Source organism: Micromonospora sp. NPDC005163, assembly GCF_053599835.1.
This window is the reverse complement of the sequence record NZ_JBSFYP010000027.1, coordinates 29075-47457: the sequence shown is the minus strand read 5'-3', so window position 1 is coordinate 47457 and position 18383 is coordinate 29075. Positions and strand designations below refer to the sequence as shown.

The following is an 18383-nucleotide window of genomic DNA, read 5'->3' as shown; positions in this document are numbered from 1 at the left end:
CCCCCATCCTGCACACCCCCAGCCCTAGGGAGCTCTCGTGGCAGTCCTGACCGTCAAGAACCTCGCCAAGACCTTCAACCTGGGCACTCCCCGGGCGAGCCGGGTCCTTGACGACATCTCCTTCGAGGTGAGCGGCCAGACATTCGTTTCGATCGTCGGGCCGTCGGGCTGCGGCAAGAGCACGTTGCTCAACATCATCTCGGGTGTGGAGGAGCACACCTCCGGCGAGATCAGCCTGACCAGTGACGATGGCGGCCCGGCCCGTATGGGCTACGTCTTCCAGGACCCGCGGCTGCTTCCCTGGCGCAGCGTCATGCGAAACATGATGTACGTCCAGAACGACCGGAGCGAGGCCACCGTGGCCAGGGCCAAGCGGTACCTCGAGATGGTGGGCCTGGCGAAGAACGCCAACTTCTATCCCGGTCAGCTGTCCGGCGGCATGCAGCAGCGCGTCGGCATCGCCCGTGCCTTCGCGGTCGAGCCCGACCTGCTGCTGATGGACGAACCGTTCAGCCACCTCGACGCGATCACCGCCCGAGGGCTTCGCGCGCAGCTACAGGACATCTGGGCCCAGTCGAAGAAGACCGTGGTCTTCGTGACCCACGACGTCGTCGAGGCCGTCGAGCTGTCCGACCGGATCATCGTGCTCCAGCCCGGCGGCCGGATCTACGAGGACATCACCATCGATCTGCCCCGCCCGCGCCGGCAGACCGACCCCACGGTGGCCACCCTCCAGGCCGAGGTGCTCGCGCGTCTCGAGGCCATGAAGGAAATGAGCCCCACTGCCGAGCCCGTGGCCTGACCGCACCCGCCCAGTACAGGAGCACCATGAGCACCCACCTGAAGTCCCCCACCGGCGGCGTGCCCGCCGCCCACGGCAACGACGACGTCTCCGTCGTCGTCCGCGAGGTGATCAAGGACGTTCGCGCGAACGGCGACGAGGCCGTACGCCGTTACTCCGAGAAGTTCGACAACTGGTCGCCCGAGTCGTTCAGGCTCGGGCCGGAGCAGATCGAGGAGCTCGTCGCGTCACTGACGTCCGAGGTCGTCGACGACATCCGAACCGTGCAGGCCAACGTCCGCGACTTCGCCCAACGCCAGCGCGACACCCTGCAGGACCTGGAGGTGGAGACCCAGCCGGGCGTGTTCCTGGGCCAGAAGCACCTGCCGATCGTCGCGGCCGGTGCCTACGTGCCCGGGGGCCGCTACCCGCTGACCGCCTCGGCGCACATGACCGTCGTGACGGCGAAGGTCGCCGGGGTCGAGCGAGTCACTGCCTGCACCCCGCCGCTGCGCGGAAAGATCCCAGCGGCGACCGTGGCCGCCCTGCACCTGGCCGGCGCGGACGAGATCTTCCTGCTCGGCGGTGTCCAGGCGGTCGCCGCGATGGCCATCGGCACCGAGTCGATCGGCAAGGTCGACCTGATCGCCGGCCCCGGCAACGCGTACGTCGCCGAGGCGAAGCGGCAGCTGTTCGGTGAGGTTGGCATCGACCTGTTCGCCGGACCGACCGAGATCCTCGTCGTGGCCGACGATGCGGCCGATCCGTTCGTGGTGGCCGTCGACCTGCTCAGCCAGGCCGAGCACGGGCCGGACTCCCCGGCGGTGCTCATCACCACCTCAGAGGCACTCGCCCGAGCGGTCATGGTCCACGTCGACGAGATCCTTCCGGGCATGTCGACCAACGACATGGCCGGCCCCGCGTGGCGCGACCACGGGGAGGTGCACGTCGTCGAAAACCTCGACGCGGCGTACGCGCTCGCCGACACCTACGCCAGCGAGCACGTGCAAATCCTGACCCGCAACCCGCGCGAGGCCCTGGACAAGATGCGGCACTACGGCGCGCTCTTCCTCGGCGAGGGCACCTGCGTGTCATATGGCGACAAGGTGATCGGCACCAACCACGTGCTGCCCACCCGCGGTGCCGCCCGCTACACCGGCGGGCTGTGGGTCGGGAAGTACCTGCGCACGGTGACGTACCAGGAGGTCACCGATCCCGCCGCCAGCGCCCGGCTCGGCGAGCTGTGCGGCCGCGCCGCACGCGTGGAGCTCTTCGAGGGTCACGCCCGCTCCGGCGACGTCCGGGCCGCGAAGTACGCCGGCGCGCAGCTGCCCTGGGCGCCCACGCCCGTCGGCTGAGTCCGCTTTCGCCCCACGTCCCAACGAACAGAAGGTCATCCATGCCCAGCGGATCCCACCGAACCGTCGACATCCACGCCCACGTCATCCTCCCCGACTGCCAGCCGCTCGTGGAGGGGCTGATGGCGCCGGAGATGGAGCCGTTCAGCTACTACGGCGGCGACGAGACCAACGCCTACCAGCTCGAGCACGTCCGCGAGATCATGCCGCAGGCAACCGACCCGCAGACACGGATCGCCGACATGGACCGGATGGGCATCGACGTCCAGGCCATCTCGGTGGCCCCGGCCGGCTACTTCTACTGGGCCGACCCGGAGCTCGCCCGTGAGCTCGCCCGGATGCAGAACGAGAACCTCGCCAAGATCGTCGGCGACCACCCCGATCGGTTCGTCGGGTTGGCCACCGTACCGATGCAGGACGTGCGATCGGCGGTCGAGGAACTCGAGCGGTGCGTCACGGAGTACGACTTCCGGGGCGTCGAGATCAACACCAACGTCATGGGAATGGATCTCGACGACCGCCGGTTCCGGCCGTTCTTCGCCAAGGCGGAGGAGCTCGACGTCGTCGTGATGCTGCACCCCAACGGGTTCACGGGCGGCGAACGGTTCCGGAAGTACTACCTGACCAACGTCATCGGCAACCCGCTCGACACCACGCTCGCGCTGACCCGGATCATCCATGGCGGGGTCCTCGAGGAACACCCCAACCTCAAGCTGGTCGCCGTGCACGGCGGCGGCTACCTGCCGTTCTACTCCTCCCGAATGGACCACGCCTACGAGTTGCGGCCCGAAGGCCGGCACCACATCTCACGACCGCCGAGCACCTACCTCAAGCAGATCTACGTCGACTGCCTGGTGTTCGACGCGCCGCACCTGGAGTTCCTGGTCCAGCAGATGGGGGCCGATCACGTCGTCATCGGCACCGACTATCCGTTCGACATGGGCCACTACGACCCGCTCGGCCAGATTGACGAGACCCGCGGGCTCAGCGACGACGACCGGGAGGCCATCCGCGGTCGGACGGCAGCGCGGCTGCTGAAGCTCAGCGACTGATCCGCCGACCGGGGCGCGCGCCGTCAGACCAAACCGGCGGCCGCGATCCCGGCCAGCACGCACGCCTCGTCCACGTCCGAGACGTCGCCACTTGCGCCGACGGCTCCCAGCAGGGAGCCGTCGGCGTCGCGTACCAGAACACCTCCCGCCGCGGGCGCCAGCCGACCGCCGGTCACTGCGGCGAGCGAGGCGAAGAACGTCGGCTGCCGCTCCGCCCGCTGGGCGATCTCCCGCGACGACATGCCCATACCGAGCGCGCCGAAGGCCTTGGCGGTCGCGATCTCGACGCGCAGGATGCCCGCGCCGTCCTCGCGCTTCACCACGACCACATGGCCGCCCGGGTCGAGCACCGCCACCGCGAGCGGCGCCGCCCTGACCACGCGGGCGTGTCGCAGCGTCCCGGCGGCAACCGCCTCCGCCTGCGCCAAGGTCATCCCGCTCAACCCCGCACCTCCGCCTCGACGACCTCCAGCAGCGCGGCCGCGTCGGCATCGGCCCACCCGGCGTCCACCGCCTTCGTGTACAGCGGCAGTGTCGCGTCGAGCACCGGCGTGGCGACGCCGACCGACGCGGCCAGCTCCTGCACCAATGAAACGTCCTTGACGAACATCGACACCCGCGCGGTCGCCGGCCGGTAGGCACGCTCGACCATGAGCGACCCGCGCTTGTCGAAGATGACCGACCCGCCCGCCCCCTCGCGGACCGTCTCGAAGAGGACCGCCGGGTCGAGGCCCGCGGCCACGCCGAGCGCGAACGCCTCCGCGGTCGACGCGTTGTGGATCGACACCAGCAGGTTGGCGACCAGCTTCATCGTGATGCCGTGGCCGAAGGGCCCGACGAACCGCACTGACCGCGCGAACGCGGTCATCACCGGACGGGCCTTCTCGAACGCCGCCTCGTCGCCGCTGCCGAGCACCACCAGGTCGCGGTCGCGGGCCTGCGCGCCGGTACCGCTGAGCGGGCAGTCGAGCAGCGGTACGCCGACCGCGGCGAGCAGATCGCGGCACTCCTGCTTCACGGCCAGCGACAGCGTCGACGTCTCGACGACGACGAGGTCGGCCGGCTCCGCGGCGGCGAGGCCGCGGCACACCTCCAGCGCCGCCGCGGCGGACGGAAGCGAGGTGACCACGACCGCCGACTCGCGCGCGAGGGCGGCGAGGTCGCGGGCCGGGCGGCCGCCGCGGGCGACCAGTTCGTCGACCGCGGGCCGGGCCAGGTCGGTGCCGGTCACGTCGAAGCCGGCGGTCAGCAGGTGGCCGGACATCGCCGACCCCATGATCCCGAGGCCGACCACGCCGACCGTCGTCACGTCCGTCTGGGCTGTCGTCATCCGGCCACCCTAGGGCGAGCCGGTGTGAACAGGGGTGTCAGCAAACGTCAGTGCCGGGCCGCCGGACTGCTGGGCGACAGGTGTCCCAGGCTCAGGGGCGGCGCAGCACGAGGTCGCAGGCGATGCGGACCTCGGGGCGGTCGAGCCGGAGCCCCGAAATCGCGGCTATCCGGTCGAGCCGGTGCCGGACGGTGGTGACGTGCAAGCCGAGCTCACGGGCCGTCGCCGAGGCGCTGCCGCACGCTGCGAGGAACGCGCGCAGAGTGCGCTCCAGCTCGCCGCCTTCTGGCCCGGTGCCGCGGTCGGCCGCGCGCAGCCGATCGATCCCCGACAGCCGGACACCCGCCGGCAGCGCGGCAACCACGTCCGCGACGAGCACCACGGCGTCGACGTCTGCGTACGCGACGAACGACCCGTCGTCGCCTGCCACGACTGTCGCGGCCGTCGCCTCGGCACGCAGCCGCGGCAGGACGGCGAGGCCGGCGCCGACCGAGCTCGCCGCGACCCTCATGGTGCGCAGCGGGCCGTCGCCGGCGAGCCTCAACACCTCCTGGCCGAGCCGCGCGGCCGTCTTCTCGGACTCTTCGGCGCGCAGGGCCACCAGGGCGAGCCCGCCGTCGCCGCGGGGGGTCACCACCCAGCGGCGGTGGAACGAGTCAAGACAGAGCCGCAGGTGCTCCAGCAGGCGCGTCCTCCCGGCCTCCCCGTCCTCCGTCCGTGCCCGCGCCTGTGCCGGACCGGCGACGGACAGGACCACGAAGCGCCCGTCCCGGTCGAAGCCGAGCCGGTCGGCAGCTGCAGGTGCCCCGGGCAGTCCGTCGAGCAGCGCGGAGGCGAGCCGCGACCGGTGCGCCTCCTCGGCGTCGAGCCGCTCAAGGTGCCGCAGCAGGGCGGGCGTCTCCTCGTCGACGGCGCGGCGGAAGATGCGGGCCGCCCCGTCGCCGAGCGGCTGCTCGCCCTCCGCGACCCAGGCGAACCCCAGCAGGCGGTCTCCGGCCCGGAACGCCGTGATCAGCCGGCGGTGCGCCTTCCGCGGGCCGTCGGACAGGTCGACGACGTCCGCGGTGCCGCGGAGCCGGTCGAGGCTTCCGGTCCGGGTCAGATGCTCGAGCCACACACCCGGGATCCTGCGGCCGAGGATCGCCTCGGCGCGGCCACGGTCCATCGGGCCGACGAAAGCGGAGTAACCGAGCACTCGGAACGACGGGTCCTCCAGGATGACCGGCCCGCCCACCACCTCGGCGATCCGGTCCGCGATGTCGAACGGCGACGCGGTGGTCCCGGGCCGGGGCGGTGTCGGGGCTGCCGAACCGGGGCGCCGGAGCGCTTCATCGATCGGTGCGTTCATGACCGTAAATCTACTCCGATTGGAGCGTCCGTGCCGCGCGCGGCCGCCCTAGAGTTCCGACACCCAGCCACCCCGGTCAGCGGGGCCGGCCCGACGGAAGGGAGCGTCGACGTGCAGCTCGTCGACCTGTCACAGGACATCTACCAGGGCATGCAGGTCTATCCCGGCCACCTCAAGACCGTGGTGTTCGACCACGCGTTGCACGAAGAGACGGCGCTGCGCTTCGTGGGCGGCTTCTCGTTCCAGACCAAGGGCATCATCTTCAACGACAACGGCCCGACCCACGTCGACTCGTTCTCCCACCTCGACCCCGACCCGTCGGCCCAGACCATCGACCAGATGTCGCTCGACCTGTTCTACGGCGCGGCGGTCTGCCTCGACGTCTCGCACGTCGGCGCCGGCCAGGACATCACCGCCGAGCACCTCGACGCGGCGCAGGACGCCGTCGACGTGACCGTCGAGCGCGGCGACATCCTGCTGCTGCACACCGGGACGCACGGCCGGTACGCCGGGCAGCCGCAGTACCTCACCGAATTCCCCGGTCTCGGGGAGACCGGCAGCGAATGGATTGTCGAGCACGGGGTGAAGACGTTCGGCGTGGACAGCCCGACACCCGACAACCCGACCAGCAAGTCCTACCCGTGCCACATGATGTGCCGCCGCCACCACATCACCCACTACGAGAACCTCACCAACCTCGACCAGCTGATCGGCAAGCGGTTCACGTTCATCGGCTTCCCGCTCAAGGTGCTCGGCGCCCACGGCGGCCCGACCCGCGCGGTCGCCCTGCTCGACGGTCCGGCGTGACCACCGTCGACGGGCCCGCCTTCCCGGGTGACCGGGTGGCGGGCCGTACCGCCGTCGTGACCGGTGCCGGCAGCGGGCTTGGCCGTGCGATCACGCTCGCTCTCGCGGCCCGCGGCGCCCGCGTGGTCGCGGTCGGGCGCAACCGGGAGCGGCTCGATGCAGTGGCGGCCGAGGCCAAGGCGATGTCCGGGAGCGTCCGGGTCACGGCGGCCGACGTGTCCGACCCGGCGAGCGTTGCCGCGCTCGCCGAGGAGGTGGCCGACGAGACGGTGGAGATCCTGGTCAACAACGCCGGCGTCCCTGGCCCCGTCGCGCCGCTGGTCGACATCGAGCCCGACGAGTGGGACGACGTCTTCGCGACCAACGTCCGCGGCATCTACCTGATGTGCCGGGCGTTCCTTCCGGCGATGGTCGAGCGGGGCGTCGGCGATGTGATCAACCTCGCGTCGGTGAGCGGCAAGCGCCCGCTGACCCGCCGCACGCCGTACACCGCTTCCAAAATGGCGGTGATCGGGCTGACCGCGACACTCGCGTACGAAGTGGGCCCGGCAGGCGTCTCGGTGAACTGCCTGTCGCCGGGTCCGGTCCAGGGGCCGCGGATGACCCGCAACTTCAACCTGGAGGCCGAGCGCACCGGGACGACGTACGAGGAGGCCGAGGAGGCGTTCGTGTCGCGGGCAGCGCTGCACCGGATGCTCACCGAGGACGAGGTGGCCGCGGCCGTCGTCGCGATGCTGCACATGCCCGGCCTCTGCGCGGCCGACATCGACCTGTCCGCGGGGATGGTGGCGCGCTAAGCCCCGTCCCGCTCCTGGGTGAGCAGGTAGTCGAGCACGACGGCGTGTGACGACGCGAGGTGGGCGCGGGTGAGCTCGGCGGCAGCCCGCGCTTCCTGCGCCTTCACCGCGTCGAGGATCTGCCGGTGCTCCTCCTGCAGGTGCCCGGCCTGGCCGACCACGTCGAGGTGGAAATAGATGTAGCGGTCGGTGAGCCGCCGCAGCTGCTCGACCATCGCGATCATGCGCGGCCGTCCGGCCAGCGTGTAGACCTCCGCGTGGAAAGCCGCGTTGGTCTCCACCCAGGTGCCCGGCCAGATGGCCGGGTCATCCATCACCGCGAGCAGATGGGTCATCCGCGTGATGCCGGCCCGGCCCACCCGCGGGACGGCGAGCCGGGTGGCGACGGGTTCGACCGCCTCACGTAGCTCGTAGAGTTCCTGCAGGTCGTCGATGGACAGCGGGGTCACCACCGCGGTGGCGCCGCGTAGCTCGACGAGCCCTTCGCTGGCGAGCTGCTGGAGGGCGTCGCGGACCGGGATGCGGCTAACGCCGTACTCCTCGGCCAGGCCGGCCTGCGACAGCGCGGTCCCCGGCCGGAGCTGTCCGCTGGACACACGCTCGCGCAGGCTACCCGCCACTCGCGCGGCGGCCGACTCGGTGGACACCCGAGCAGTCTGCCGTACGTCGGTTGAACCCGTCATGCCGCCACGTCAGCGCTCGCCACGGCGTAGCGACCCGACCACGAGCCGGTCGATGCTCACGTCGAGAGCGCGCTCGTCGCCAACATCGCCGAACACCCTGAGCATGTCCTTGATGTCGCCGTGCACCCGCGGGCTGCGGGCGCGCAGCTGCGCAACCATGTCGTCGACCCGCTTGGTCAGGGCGTCACGCGTGTCGACCACCTCGTTGAGCAGGCCGAGCTCCGCCGCCTGTTCGGCGGCCAGTGGCTCTCCCGTCGCGGTGAGCCAGAACGCCTTCCGGCGGCCGACCACGCGAGGCAGCCAGGCGAGGACCAGGGCCGGCGCGAGGCCGATGCCGACTTCGGGGAACCGGAAGGCCGCGTCCCGCACCGCCACCGACACGTCGAAGGCCGCCACCAGGCCGACACCGAACCCGGCCGCGTCGCCCTGCACCTCGGCGACGGTCACCAGCCTCGTCCGCTGCGCCGAGCGGGTGAGCCCGGCGAGCGCCTCGGCCTCCGCCCGCACCTCGGCCGGGGTCGAGCCGCCACGGTCGCGGCCAAGGCAGAACACGTCACCGGTTGCCCGTAGGCGCAGCACGTGCGCGCCCTCCGGCGGGTCGTCGAGTACGGCCGCCAGCTGTCCGCACAGCTCGATGCTGAACAGGTTCTTCGGGGGCCGGGACAGCTCGGCCAGGATCACGCCGTTCTCGACCGGGTGGATGGTCAGGTCGCTCATCAGTTCAGCCTTCCGGTCGCTTTGCCGCCGTACCAGTCAACGTCGTCGGGTGCCGTCCGGACGGTGACCGCACGCACCTGCGTGAAGTCGTGGAACGACTCCCAGCCGCCCTCGCGGCCAATTCCGCTCTCCTTGAGACCACCCCACGGGGAGGACGGGTCCAGGCGGTGGTGGTCGTTGATCCAGACCATCCCGGCCTCGAGCCGGGACGCCACGCGGTGGGCGCGGGCGATGTCACGGGTCCATATCGCGGAGCCGAGGGCGTACGGCGAGTCGTTGGCGATCGCGACGGCCTCGTCCTCCTCGTCGAAGGGGATCGCCACGACGACGGGCCCGAAGATCTCCTCGCGGGCCACGGTCATGTCGTTGGTGACATTGGCCAGCACGGTCGGCTGCACGAAGAAGCCGTCCTCCAGCCCGGGCACGGTCGCGGCGGCGCCACCCGTGACGACGCGGGCGCCGGACCGCACGCCCTCGGCGATGCGGCCGAGGATCCGGTCCCTGGCTCGGGCGGAGATCACCGGGCCGAGCTGTGTGGACTCGTCGCTGGGGTTGCCGATGCGAATTCCCTCGGCGACCGCGGTCAGCGCGTCGAGGAACCCGTCGTGGATGCTGCGGTGCACCAGCAGCCGGCTACCCGCGATGCAGGTCTGGCCGGCCCCGATGAAGCCGCCGAACGCGGCGCCGCGCGCGGCCACGTCGACGGGTGTGTCACCGAAGATGATGACCGGCGACTTACCGCCGAGCTCTAGTGTGGTCTTGGCGAAGCGCCTCGCGGCCGCGAGCGCGATCGACCGGCCAGGCTCGGTGCCGCCGGTGAACACCACCTTCTTTACCAACGGGTGCTCGGTGAGAGCGGCGCCCACGACCGGGCCGAGGCCGTTGACGACGTTGAGTACGCCGTCGGGAATGCCGGCCTCGTGGGCGATGTCGGCCAGCAGCATCGCGGTCAGGGGGGTCTGCTCGGACGGCTTCAGCACCACCGAGTTGCCGGTCGTCAGCGCGGGCGCGAGGGACTTCGACGCGATCATCATCGGGTGGTTGAACGACGCCAGGATCGTGACCACGCCGAGGGGCAGCCGGCTGGTGTACGAGTGGTAGGGCCCGGGCATCGGGACCACCGCGTCGCGGTCCGCGAGCAGCAGCGAGGCGTTGTAGCGGTACCACTCCGGCAGCCGGGTGATCTGCGCCTTCGTCTCGGTCAGTGGCCGGCCGTTGTTGGCGGTCTCCAGCTGGTAGAGGTCGCTCATCCGCGCCGCGATCCCGTCGGCGAACCGGTGCAGGATCCGCGACCGCTCGTGGATTGGCATCCGGCTCCACACGCCGGAGTCGAAGGCCTCCTGGGCGACCCGGACGGCCTCCTCGACGTCGGCCTGGTCGGCACTGTCGGCGACCGCGAGCACGCCGCCCGTCGCGGGATTGACGACATCGAGCCGAGGGCCCCGCCCCTCGACGACCCGGCCGCCGATGCGTAGACCGGTCGCCAGTGGTCCAGAGGGGAGCGCCACCGTCGGCTGGATGTGGGCCGTGGTCACGGTGCCGTCCGCTTGGTATACATCATGGCGTGAAGGTATACACGAGTTCCGGTCAGGTCAACGGTCCCCGCGTCTCCGTGCTCGGCACCGGGGTGATGGGCGCCAGGATGGCGCGCAACCTCGCCGCGGCCGGGCTGCCGCTCAACGTCTGGAACCGCACGCCCGAGCGGGCGGCCCCGCTGGCCAAGGCCGGCGCCCGAGTGGCCCCGACGGTCGCCGACGCTGTCCGCGACGCCGACGTCGTCCTGACGATGCTGTGGGACGCCGACACCGTCGAGGAGGTGCTCCGCGACGCGGACGGAGCGTTCGCGCAGGGCGCGGTGCTGCTGCAGACCAGCACCGTCGGCGTCGACGGCGCCGCGCGCCTGGCCGACGTGGCGGCCGAGCTCGGGTTGCGGTACGTCGACGCGCCGGTCCTCGGTACCAAACATCCCGCTGAGCAGGGAACCCTCGTCGTGCTGGCGTCCGGGCCCGCCGACACGCGGGCCGTGCTCACTCCAGTGCTCGACGCCATCGGCTCCCGGACCGTCTGGCTCGGCGAGGCCGGCACGGCCTCGCGGCTCAAGCTCGCGGCCAACGCGTTCGTGCTCAACGTGACGGCGGCCATCGCCGAGTCGATGGCGGTGGCGGGCGCGCTCGGCCTCGCCCCGACAGCGTTCCTGGACGCGATCCACGGCGGCCCGATGGAGTCGCCGTTCGTCGCGGCCAAGGGCACCCTGATGGCGGCAGGCGACTACCCGCTCTCCTTCGCAGTCGACAGCGGGATCAAGGACGCCCGATTCATCCTCGCCGCGGCCGGCGACGCCGCGCCCCTCACCGCCGTCACGCTCGAGCTGCTCGCGACCGCCTCCGCGGCAGGCCACGGCGGCGACGACATCGCGGCGCTCGCCCACGCCGTATCCCAGCCGCGGGGGGCGCGGTGAGCCGCCCAGTTGCCGTCGTCACGGGCGGCACGCGTGGCATCGGGGCTGCCACGGCCGAACTCCTCGCCGACCGCGGCCACGACCTGGTGCTGGGCTACCGGTCGCGCGACGCCGAGGCGGCCGAGCTGGCCGAACAGCTGGGCGAGCGGGGCGTAGAGGTGCGCACCGTGCGCTGCGACGTCGCAGACGAGGCTGATGTCGAGCGACTGTTCGCCGTCGCCGACGCGCTGGGTCCGCTGGCCGCGCTGGTCAACAACGCCGGGGTCCTCGAACAGCAACGGTCGATGGTCGAAATCGACATGGCTCGCTGGCGCCGGGTCTTCTCCGTCAACGTCTTCGGCGCGGCCGCGTGTTGCCGTGCCGCGGTCCGCCGCATGTCCACCCAGACCGGCGGCAAGGGCGGCGCGATCGTCAACCTGTCGTCGCGCGCCGCGCAGCTCGGCTCGCCTCAGGAGTACGTCGACTACGCCGCCAGCAAGGCCGCTGTCGACACGATGACCCGGGGACTCGCGCTGGAGGTGGCCCGGCACGGCGTGCGGGTGAACGCCGTGCGCCCCGGCATCATCGACACCGAGATTCACGCGGGGGGTGGGGATCCGGGGCGCGTGCCGCGGCTCGGCCCCGCGCAGCCGATGGGACGGCCGGGCACGGCCGTCGAGGTCGCAGAGTCCGTCGTGTGGCTGCTCTCACCAGCAGCGTCGTACATCACCGGCACCATGCTCGACGTTTCGGGCGGCCGCTGAACCGACGACGCCTGCCGGCTCCCTCGGTGCGCGGGCTGATCATCGAAGCCGGCCGCCTGCACGTCATCGCCAGCCGCATGACAGCGATGGTTCAGCGCTGGCTACCGCGGCGGCACCGTCACTGACGACTTGCGTCATTCACCGCCTGCGGATTCACAGGCCACGCCACTGCCCAGACACAGATCACGAACGAGACTGCGGATACGCGGAACAGACCGCGGGGCGACGCACAGGAAGCGAGAGCACGCCGTGAGACTGGGTTACTTCTCGATGCCGCTGCACCCACTCGGCCGGACGTGGGCCGAAACCCTCCAGGAGGACCGCGAGGCGGTCATCCTGGCGGACTCGCTGGGCTTCCACGACGCGTTCATCGGAGAACACCTCACCGACCAGCACGAGAACATCACCAACAGCCTGCTGTTCCTCGCAACGCTGATCTCCGACACGCAGCACATTCGGCTGGCGACCGGCACCACGAACCTGTCACAGCAGCACCCGGCGCTGGTAGCGGCGAACTCAGCGATGTTTGACCACCTCAGCAACGGCCGGTTCATCCTCGGCATCAGCCCGGGCGCGCTGACCTCCGACGCGGAGGCGCTCGGCATCCTGCACGAGGACCGCAATCGGATCTTCGCCGAGGCGATCGACGTGATCACGAAAATCTGGGAGCTGGACCCGCCGTACTCAATCGATCTGCCCGACAACCGGTTCAAGGTCACCACCGAGACCACCATCGACCTCGACTTCGGCGTCGGCATCATGCCGAAGCCGCTCCAGCAGCCCCGGCCCGAGATTGTCGGCACCGTCGTGGCGCCGTTCTCCAAAGGCGTCATCGCGATGGGCCAACGGGACTTCCACCCGCTGTCGGCCAACTTCCTGCTCCCGCAGTGGGTGGCCACCCATTGGCCCAACTATGTTCAGGGCAAGCAAGCCGCCGGCGAGGTGGCAGCCCCGGCCGACTGGCGCGTGGCTCGTACCGTGTTCATCGCCGACGACCCTAGCGTGGCGCAGGCCTACGGCCGCGACAACGAGGACAGCCCGTACCGGTTCTACTACTCGCAGATGCTGAAGAAGATGCGGAAACTCGGCCGCCTCGAGCTGTTCAAGACGCACCGGGACCAGCCGGACGAGGAGATCACGCTCGACTACGTTCTCGACAAGCTGGTCATCGCCGGCACGCCGGAGTCGGTTACCGAGCAGATCCTCGCCTTCCGCCAGGAGATCGGCGAGTTCGGCGAACTCGTGTACGCCGGACTGGACTGGGTCGACCCGCGGCTGGCCCGCCGCTCGATGGAGTTGATGGCGCAGAAGGTCATGCCCGACGTCAACTCGGCCCTGGGCTCCGCGGCGTGAGCGACCGCCTGCCACTGCTCTCCGACGCCGAGCTCACCCACGAGCAGCGCTCGGCCGCCGCACGGATCGCCGCCGGTCCGCGCGGCGCGGTCTTCGGGCCGTTCGTGCCACTGCTGCGCAGCCCCGAACTGATGACCCGGCTCCAACTGGTCGGCGAGTACCTGCGGTTCGACAGCGCACTCGACGACGACCTGGTGGAGCTGGTGATCCTCTACGTCGCGCGGGCTTGGGACCAGGAGTTCGAGTTCGGCTACCACCAGCCGCTGGCGTTGCAGGCAGGCCTCCCCGAGGACGTCGTCGACGCCGTCGCGCGGGGCGTGCGGCCGGCGGGTGGCCGGCCGGAGGTCGGTTATGTGTACGACCTGCTCGACGAACTGCACATCACGCGCCAGGTCTCCGACGCGACGTACGCCTCCGCTGTCGAGGCACTGGGCGAGGCGCGGGTCGTCGAGGTGGTCGGCACAGCCGGCTACTACACCACTCTGGCAATGACGATGAACACCGCCCGGACCCCCCCGCCCGCCCGGGCGCCACGACTTCCGGCCCGGGAGCGCGCATGAAGGCCCCGCTGGTCCTACTGCACCCGCTGGGTGTCGACCACCGGTTCTGGAACCCAGTGGTCGAAGCGCTGCCCGACGACGTGGGCGACGTCGTTGTGCCCGACCTGCTGGGTCACGGGTCCGCCCCGCTGCCGCCGCAGGGCGCGACAATTGATGACTTCGCCGATGCGATCGAGGCTGACATCGCCAGGCATAGCGAGGTCCATCTCGTAGGGGTGTCGCTCGGCGGCCTGGTCGCCCAGGTGCTCGCCGCTCGACGGCCCGACCTTGTGAAGCGACTCGTCGTCGCCGACGCCGTCGCGGTCTACCCCGACGCCATGCGAGCGATGTGGCGCAACCGGGCGGCCACGGTGCGGCGTGAGGGCCTCGAGGCCGCCGTCGAGCCGATGGAGGCGCTGTGGTTCTCCGAGGCGTTCCGCCGGGACGCGACCGATGCGGTCGAGCGCGTGCGCCGGATCCTGCTGGCCAGCGACCCAGAGGGGTACGCCCGCACATGTGAGGCGTTGGCGATCGCGGACACCACCGCCGTGGTGGGGTCGGTTGCGGCGTCGGTGCTCGTGGCATGCGGCAAGGACGACGCTCTGCCGTTCCGGCAAGCGACCCAATGGTTCGCCGCGACGCTTCCAGCGGTGACGGTGGCGTGGCTCCCGGGCGGGCACGCCGCGGCATACGAGCACCCGAAGCCTTTTGCGGACGTGGTGGCGGGCTTTCTCTCCTGACCGTCGGTGCGGATAAGCCGTCGCCTCGCGTTCGGCCTGGGCGAGGGAGACGTAGGAGCAGCCGTACCAGCCGGACGGCGACCTCAGGCAGGGTTCGCCGCCGCTGAAGGGAGTGGCCGAGCAGCGCCGTCTTGTGCAGCCGGTTTCGCACCGTGCGCTCGTTGCAGTCGCAGCTGCTCTGCCGCCGCTACGTAACTGCTTACCCCACCCCCATGCCCACTCGTCGTCCAGACCGTAGAGCTGGCCGAGGGGGAGGGAGACAACGCTGTTGGCGTATCCGGAACTGGCGAGGATTTGGTCGACTTTGTCGACGATCCACCGCTCGCCTGCCTTGCCGTCAGCGTAGAGCTGAGCCAGGTGGGTGAAGGCTTCCATCGCGGCGGCGCCATCTGTTCCTGGCGCGGCAACACCACATTATGCAAGCGCGGCCGGGAGCAGGGCCCGGACCCGTGCGGGTCGTCGTCGCCGTGAAGCCTGGCGAGCTCAGCGAGGGCTGGCCCGTCTTATCCCCCTGCGAGCCAGAACGCGGCCCACCGAGAAATCCACTCGGTGGGCAACATGCCCAGCGTCAGCCACGCGACAGGAGTTGGTGCGGGATCCTCGCTGCCGGAGTGTCTGGGCAAATCGTGCATTCGGTCACCGTGTCGACTCGGTGGTGATCGCGAGACGTTTCTTCGCTGGAGTGGTTAGGCGCGGACCGCTAGGGAAGCCGGCTGCTGTCGAACCACGATGCGCCTGGGGTCGTCACGACGAACCACCCACCCGTTCAACGAGCCCGCTGTGCGCCGAGCGGGTGATCGCCTCGAACGCGTCGACGTTGTACAGCATCTCCTCGTACAACACCGGGTACGGCGCTTCGCCGGCGGCGGCACGGGCGAACGCTTCGATGTTCTCGCGGACGCTCGGGTACGGCGGCAAGAACACCGTCTTCGGCTCCGCTCCCCGGTGCACGGTGGTGACATCCCAGCCGCGCGGGAGCTCGGGGTGGTTGCGATCACGGATCTCCACCCACGCCTTGGACCCGAGCACCGTCACCCGGCCGACGAACGGCGTGGTGAGGATGGCCGTGATCATCGCAGTTCGGCCGTTCTCGAAGCCCATGGTGATTGTGAGAGTGTCACCGTTTTCGAACGTCGTCGCGTGGATGGCGAGGCGGGCCCACACCTCCACCGGTCGACCGAACACCGCGATCGCCAGGTCGACCATGTGGATGCCGGTGGCCGACAGCGGGCCGACCGGCGCGGCCGCGGTGGACAGCCGCCAGTTGTCGCCCGGCAGGTCCAGGAACTTGTCCTGGCTAAAGTTGCCCTCGAACACCAGCGGGGTACCTAGCTCGCCGCTGCGGCACATCTCGCGCAGTTGCTGGACGGCCGGCTCGAAGCGGCGCTCGTGGCCGATGCCGAGCTGCACGCCCGCCGCCTGCACCGCCGCGATGGCGGCACGGGCCTCGCGGCCGTTGGTGGTCAGCGGCTTCTCGCAGAACACGTGCTTGCCAGCCCTGGCCGCGGCCACAATCTGTTCCGCGTGCAAGCGGTGCGGCGTGCAAAGGATCACCGCCTCGACGGCCTCGTCCGCGAGGGCCTCGTCCAGCGAGGTCGCCACGCGGATGCCGTGCTCGGCTCCGCGCTCACGGGCGGATTTGGCGACGTCCACGCCCAGTACGACTCGAACGTGCTCGCTGTTGGCCAGGTCGGTGACGATCTTCTGGCCCCACCATCCGAGGCCCACGACGGCTGCGTTGATCATCCGAGAAGTCAAGCCTCGGGACCGGGGAAAGCGGACTGTCCCCCGACGTGAAATTCACCCGCCGCGATGACGGAATCCGTCAGTCCCACCGGATACCTCGCCGGGTACGACGCGGAGCAGCAGCCTTCTTACGGTCCCCGGCACCCCGGCACCCGCAATCACACGGCTTGCGTGAGTGCCCACCTTCCCCCCGCTTTGTTCAATGAGCAGCACCGGGAAGAAGGACGTGACACTGTCCGCAGCCAATCCCGGCAGCGACGACGGAGGTAGTGGAATGAAGCCCGCCAGCACCAGCACGGACCGGTCGGTGGATGCGGCCAACTTCCGGCACGTCGTCGGTCACCTCGCCAGCGGGGTCACCGTCGTCACGACCGAGGCGGACGGCAAGCGTCACGGCATGACCGCGAGTTCCGTGACGTCGCTGTCGCTCGAACCGCCGATGATGCTCGCTTGCATCAACAACGCCGTCCCAACCGCACAGGCGGTGTCGATGTCCAGGCGGTACGTCGTCAACGTGCTCGGCGAGGACCAGGGCGAGCTCGCCAAGCAGTTCGCCATCGCGAGCAGTGACAAATTTCGCGGTGTCGCCCTCCGCATTGGGGCGTTCGGGCTGCCGCTGCTCAGCGACGCCCTCGCGCATATCGAGTGCGAGGTCGTCGAGTCGGTCGTCGGCGGTACCCACACGATCTTTCTGGGGCGGGTGGTGTCCGCGACCGCCGGCCAGGGGCAGCCGCTGACGTACTTCCGCGGCGGGTTCGGCCGGTTCGAGTTCGCTCGCGACGATGAGGTCTACGGACGCGCGCGCGAGCTCGTTCTGAGCCGGGTGTACCCCGCCGACCACGCGTTGCCGCTCGACGAACTGGCGACGCAACTCGACGTCGACCCGGCAGCTGCGTTCTACGCGCTGACCCGGCTGTCGTCGGATGGGCTGGTCCGCCGTGACCCGGACCGCGGCTACGTGGTCGCGCCGCTCGACGTGCGCACCTCCGACGAGACCTTCGACGCCCGGCTCGCGATCGAACTCGGCGTTATCGCGCTATCGATGCATCGGGTGACCGATGACGAGGTGGCCGAGCTGCGTCGCCGTTTCGACACGATGGCCGCGCTGCTCGTCGACGACCGGTTCGTGGACTTTCACGGCTATCTCGCCGCCAACTACGCGTTTCACGAGCACCTCGTGTCCCTCGCCTGCAATCCGCTGCTCACGTCGACGTTCGGTCGTCTCAGCATCAAGAGCGTGATGACCCGCTCATTCGGGTCGACGCCGGAAACGTCACAGAAGTTCGTGAAGGTTCAAGGGCGCCTGGTGGAAGCGTTCGAGCGGCGTGACGCACGTGCCGCGAAGCAGGCCGCCGTCGACTACTGCGAGCTCGCAAAGAAGCGGGTCCGCGAGATCCTGGCGTTCACCGGCGGACGGCTCTAGATGCGCCTGCTTACAGTCGGCTGATCGGGGATCCGCCGGGCGCGCTGTGCGGTTCGGCTCAGTTCCGCGTGAGCTTCCTCGATCGCCGCAAGGGTGGCCTGCAGGTGCTGGAGGGTCAGGCGCACGGCGGCCTGTTCGTCCCGCCGCTGGTAGATGTTAAGAAGCTCCTTGTGCTCGGCGTTCGCCTCGGGCGACGGAACATTTGGAGCATAACGGTTGCAATTGCAGGGCCCGGATGTCCGCCCATCGTGGTGACCCCTTCCTGACTTTCGGTCAAGGACCTGAACGGCCCTTAAAGAAAGGCCGAGGTAAGGTCCGATCACGGTTTACCAAGTCAGGCGCGAGGGGTAGCCTCCTGGAAAACTCTCAGTCCATGAGTCGACGAACGACATGCCACGAGACAGGCCTCCGGTATAACCCATTCCGATTAATCGTGTTGGTCCACGCTCATTGGCCTCTGTCGAGGCCGTCCGATTCGGAGGTGTTTGATGAGGCCGGACGAAGGTGT

The 18383-nt window shown here is 70.1% G+C and carries 18 protein-coding genes; 11 read left to right on the top strand and 7 right to left on the bottom strand.

The window, feature by feature from the left end; genetic code table 11:
- The first annotated feature begins 37 nt into the window (after positions 1-37).
- The 3 genes from ACWD6N_RS19850 to ACWD6N_RS19840 are packed head-to-tail and all read left to right on the top strand — an operon-like array spanning position 38 to position 3191.
- On the top strand, positions 38-802 hold the full coding sequence (locus ACWD6N_RS19850) for an ABC transporter ATP-binding protein (protein WP_354968027.1): 765 nt from the start codon (positions 38-40) through the stop codon (positions 800-802).
- Between the two features lie 26 nt (positions 803-828).
- Positions 829-2139 carry a histidinol dehydrogenase gene (gene hisD / locus ACWD6N_RS19845; protein ID WP_354968028.1) on the top strand — a complete coding sequence of 437 codons (1311 nt, stop codon included), beginning with the start codon at positions 829-831 and terminating at the stop codon, positions 2137-2139.
- A gap of 41 nt (positions 2140-2180) precedes the next feature.
- Entirely contained in the window at positions 2181-3191 is a 1011-nt protein-coding gene (locus ACWD6N_RS19840) for an amidohydrolase family protein (RefSeq protein WP_450005026.1), read from the top strand.
- A 23-nt stretch (positions 3192-3214) separates the two neighbouring features.
- On the opposite strand, the gene ACWD6N_RS19835 is transcribed toward ACWD6N_RS19840, so the two are convergent.
- The 3 genes from ACWD6N_RS19835 to ACWD6N_RS19825 all read right to left on the bottom strand — a co-directional run bounded on the left by ACWD6N_RS19835 (position 3215) and on the right by ACWD6N_RS19825 (position 5869).
- Positions 3215-3625 (bottom strand): GlcG/HbpS family heme-binding protein, encoded by a 411-nt coding sequence (locus ACWD6N_RS19835; RefSeq protein WP_354968062.1) that lies wholly within the window; start codon positions 3623-3625, stop codon positions 3215-3217.
- Between the two features lie 5 nt (positions 3626-3630).
- Positions 3631-4521, bottom strand: a complete 891-nt coding sequence (locus tag ACWD6N_RS19830; protein ID WP_354968030.1) for an NAD(P)-dependent oxidoreductase — start codon at positions 4519-4521, stop codon at positions 3631-3633.
- 91 nt (positions 4522-4612) lie between these two features.
- On the bottom strand, positions 4613-5869 hold the full coding sequence (locus ACWD6N_RS19825) for a PucR family transcriptional regulator (RefSeq protein ID WP_450005025.1): 1257 nt from the start codon (positions 5867-5869) through the stop codon (positions 4613-4615).
- A gap of 111 nt (positions 5870-5980) precedes the next feature.
- Here ACWD6N_RS19825 and ACWD6N_RS19820 point away from each other — a divergent pair, with 111 nt between their 5' ends.
- Both ACWD6N_RS19820 and ACWD6N_RS19815 read left to right on the top strand, forming a co-directional pair.
- Positions 5981-6676, top strand: coding sequence for a cyclase family protein (locus ACWD6N_RS19820; RefSeq protein WP_354968032.1), 696 nt, complete (start codon positions 5981-5983; stop codon positions 6674-6676).
- The gene (locus ACWD6N_RS19815) at positions 6673-7473 is read left to right on the top strand and encodes an SDR family NAD(P)-dependent oxidoreductase (protein WP_450005024.1); all 801 of its coding nucleotides are present in this window, start codon (positions 6673-6675) and stop codon (positions 7471-7473) included. The genes ACWD6N_RS19820 and ACWD6N_RS19815 overlap by 4 nt, the downstream gene beginning before the upstream one ends.
- Here ACWD6N_RS19815 and ACWD6N_RS19810 read toward each other — a convergent pair.
- The 3 genes from ACWD6N_RS19810 to ACWD6N_RS19800 are packed head-to-tail and all read right to left on the bottom strand — an operon-like array spanning position 7470 to position 10408.
- Positions 7470-8120, bottom strand: coding sequence for a GntR family transcriptional regulator (locus ACWD6N_RS19810; protein ID WP_354968034.1), 651 nt, complete (start codon positions 8118-8120; stop codon positions 7470-7472). The two genes, ACWD6N_RS19815 and ACWD6N_RS19810, sit on opposite strands and share 4 nt — an antisense overlap.
- 45 nt (positions 8121-8165) lie before the next feature.
- A complete protein-coding gene (locus tag ACWD6N_RS19805; protein ID WP_450005023.1) occupies positions 8166-8873 on the bottom strand; it encodes an enoyl-CoA hydratase/isomerase family protein in 708 nt (235 codons plus the stop codon).
- Positions 8873-10408, bottom strand: a complete 1536-nt coding sequence (locus ACWD6N_RS19800) for an aldehyde dehydrogenase (RefSeq protein WP_450005022.1) — start codon at positions 10406-10408, stop codon at positions 8873-8875. Before ACWD6N_RS19800 ends, ACWD6N_RS19805 begins: the two co-directional genes overlap by 1 nt.
- Positions 10409-10437: 29 nt before the next feature.
- Here ACWD6N_RS19800 and ACWD6N_RS19795 point away from each other — a divergent pair, with 29 nt between their 5' ends.
- From ACWD6N_RS19795 to ACWD6N_RS19775, 5 genes are all read left to right on the top strand, one after another.
- On the top strand, positions 10438-11331 hold the full coding sequence (locus ACWD6N_RS19795) for an NAD(P)-dependent oxidoreductase (RefSeq protein WP_450005021.1): 894 nt from the start codon (positions 10438-10440) through the stop codon (positions 11329-11331).
- The gene (locus tag ACWD6N_RS19790) at positions 11328-12074 is read left to right on the top strand and encodes an SDR family oxidoreductase (RefSeq protein WP_354968038.1); all 747 of its coding nucleotides are present in this window, start codon (positions 11328-11330) and stop codon (positions 12072-12074) included. Before ACWD6N_RS19795 ends, ACWD6N_RS19790 begins: the two co-directional genes overlap by 4 nt.
- Before the next feature lie 249 nt (positions 12075-12323).
- Positions 12324-13427, top strand: a complete 1104-nt coding sequence (locus ACWD6N_RS19785; protein ID WP_354968039.1) for an LLM class flavin-dependent oxidoreductase — start codon at positions 12324-12326, stop codon at positions 13425-13427.
- Positions 13424-13987 carry a carboxymuconolactone decarboxylase family protein gene (locus tag ACWD6N_RS19780; protein WP_354968040.1) on the top strand — a complete coding sequence of 188 codons (564 nt, stop codon included), beginning with the start codon at positions 13424-13426 and terminating at the stop codon, positions 13985-13987. Before ACWD6N_RS19785 ends, ACWD6N_RS19780 begins: the two co-directional genes overlap by 4 nt.
- Complete coding sequence (locus tag ACWD6N_RS19775) at positions 13984-14706, top strand: alpha/beta fold hydrolase (protein ID WP_354968041.1); 723 nt, start codon at positions 13984-13986, stop codon at positions 14704-14706. Before ACWD6N_RS19780 ends, ACWD6N_RS19775 begins: the two co-directional genes overlap by 4 nt.
- A 744-nt stretch (positions 14707-15450) precedes the next feature.
- Here the strand turns inward: ACWD6N_RS19775 and ACWD6N_RS19770 are convergent.
- Positions 15451-16452, bottom strand: a complete 1002-nt coding sequence (locus tag ACWD6N_RS19770; RefSeq protein ID WP_450005020.1) for a Gfo/Idh/MocA family protein — start codon at positions 16450-16452, stop codon at positions 15451-15453.
- A gap of 202 nt (positions 16453-16654) precedes the next feature.
- Here ACWD6N_RS19770 and ACWD6N_RS19765 point away from each other — a divergent pair, with 202 nt between their 5' ends.
- Complete coding sequence (locus tag ACWD6N_RS19765; RefSeq protein WP_450005019.1) at positions 16655-17875, top strand: flavin reductase; 1221 nt, start codon at positions 16655-16657, stop codon at positions 17873-17875.
- Positions 17876-18383 lie beyond the last annotated feature (508 nt).

Bases quoted from the DNA above. Each gene is read 5' to 3' on its own strand.
- ACWD6N_RS19765 (WP_450005019.1), top strand. From the start codon at position 16,655: ATGAGCAGCACCGGGAAGAAGGACGTGACACTGTCCGCAGCCAATCCC.
- ACWD6N_RS19840 (WP_450005026.1), top strand. From the start codon at position 2,181: ATGCCCAGCGGATCCCACCGAACCGTCGACATCCACGCCCACGTCATC.
- hisD (WP_354968028.1), top strand. From the start codon at position 829: ATGAGCACCCACCTGAAGTCCCCCACCGGCGGCGTGCCCGCCGCCCAC.
- ACWD6N_RS19770 (WP_450005020.1), bottom strand. From the start codon at position 16,452: ATGATCAACGCAGCCGTCGTGGGCCTCGGATGGTGGGGCCAGAAGATC.
- ACWD6N_RS19835 (WP_354968062.1), bottom strand. From the start codon at position 3,625: ATGACCTTGGCGCAGGCGGAGGCGGTTGCCGCCGGGACGCTGCGACAC.
- ACWD6N_RS19775 (WP_354968041.1), top strand. From the start codon at position 13,984: ATGAAGGCCCCGCTGGTCCTACTGCACCCGCTGGGTGTCGACCACCGG.
- ACWD6N_RS19825 (WP_450005025.1), bottom strand. From the start codon at position 5,869: ATGAACGCACCGATCGATGAAGCGCTCCGGCGCCCCGGTTCGGCAGCC.
- ACWD6N_RS19805 (WP_450005023.1), bottom strand. From the start codon at position 8,873: ATGAGCGACCTGACCATCCACCCGGTCGAGAACGGCGTGATCCTGGCC.
- ACWD6N_RS19830 (WP_354968030.1), bottom strand. From the start codon at position 4,521: ATGACGACAGCCCAGACGGACGTGACGACGGTCGGCGTGGTCGGCCTC.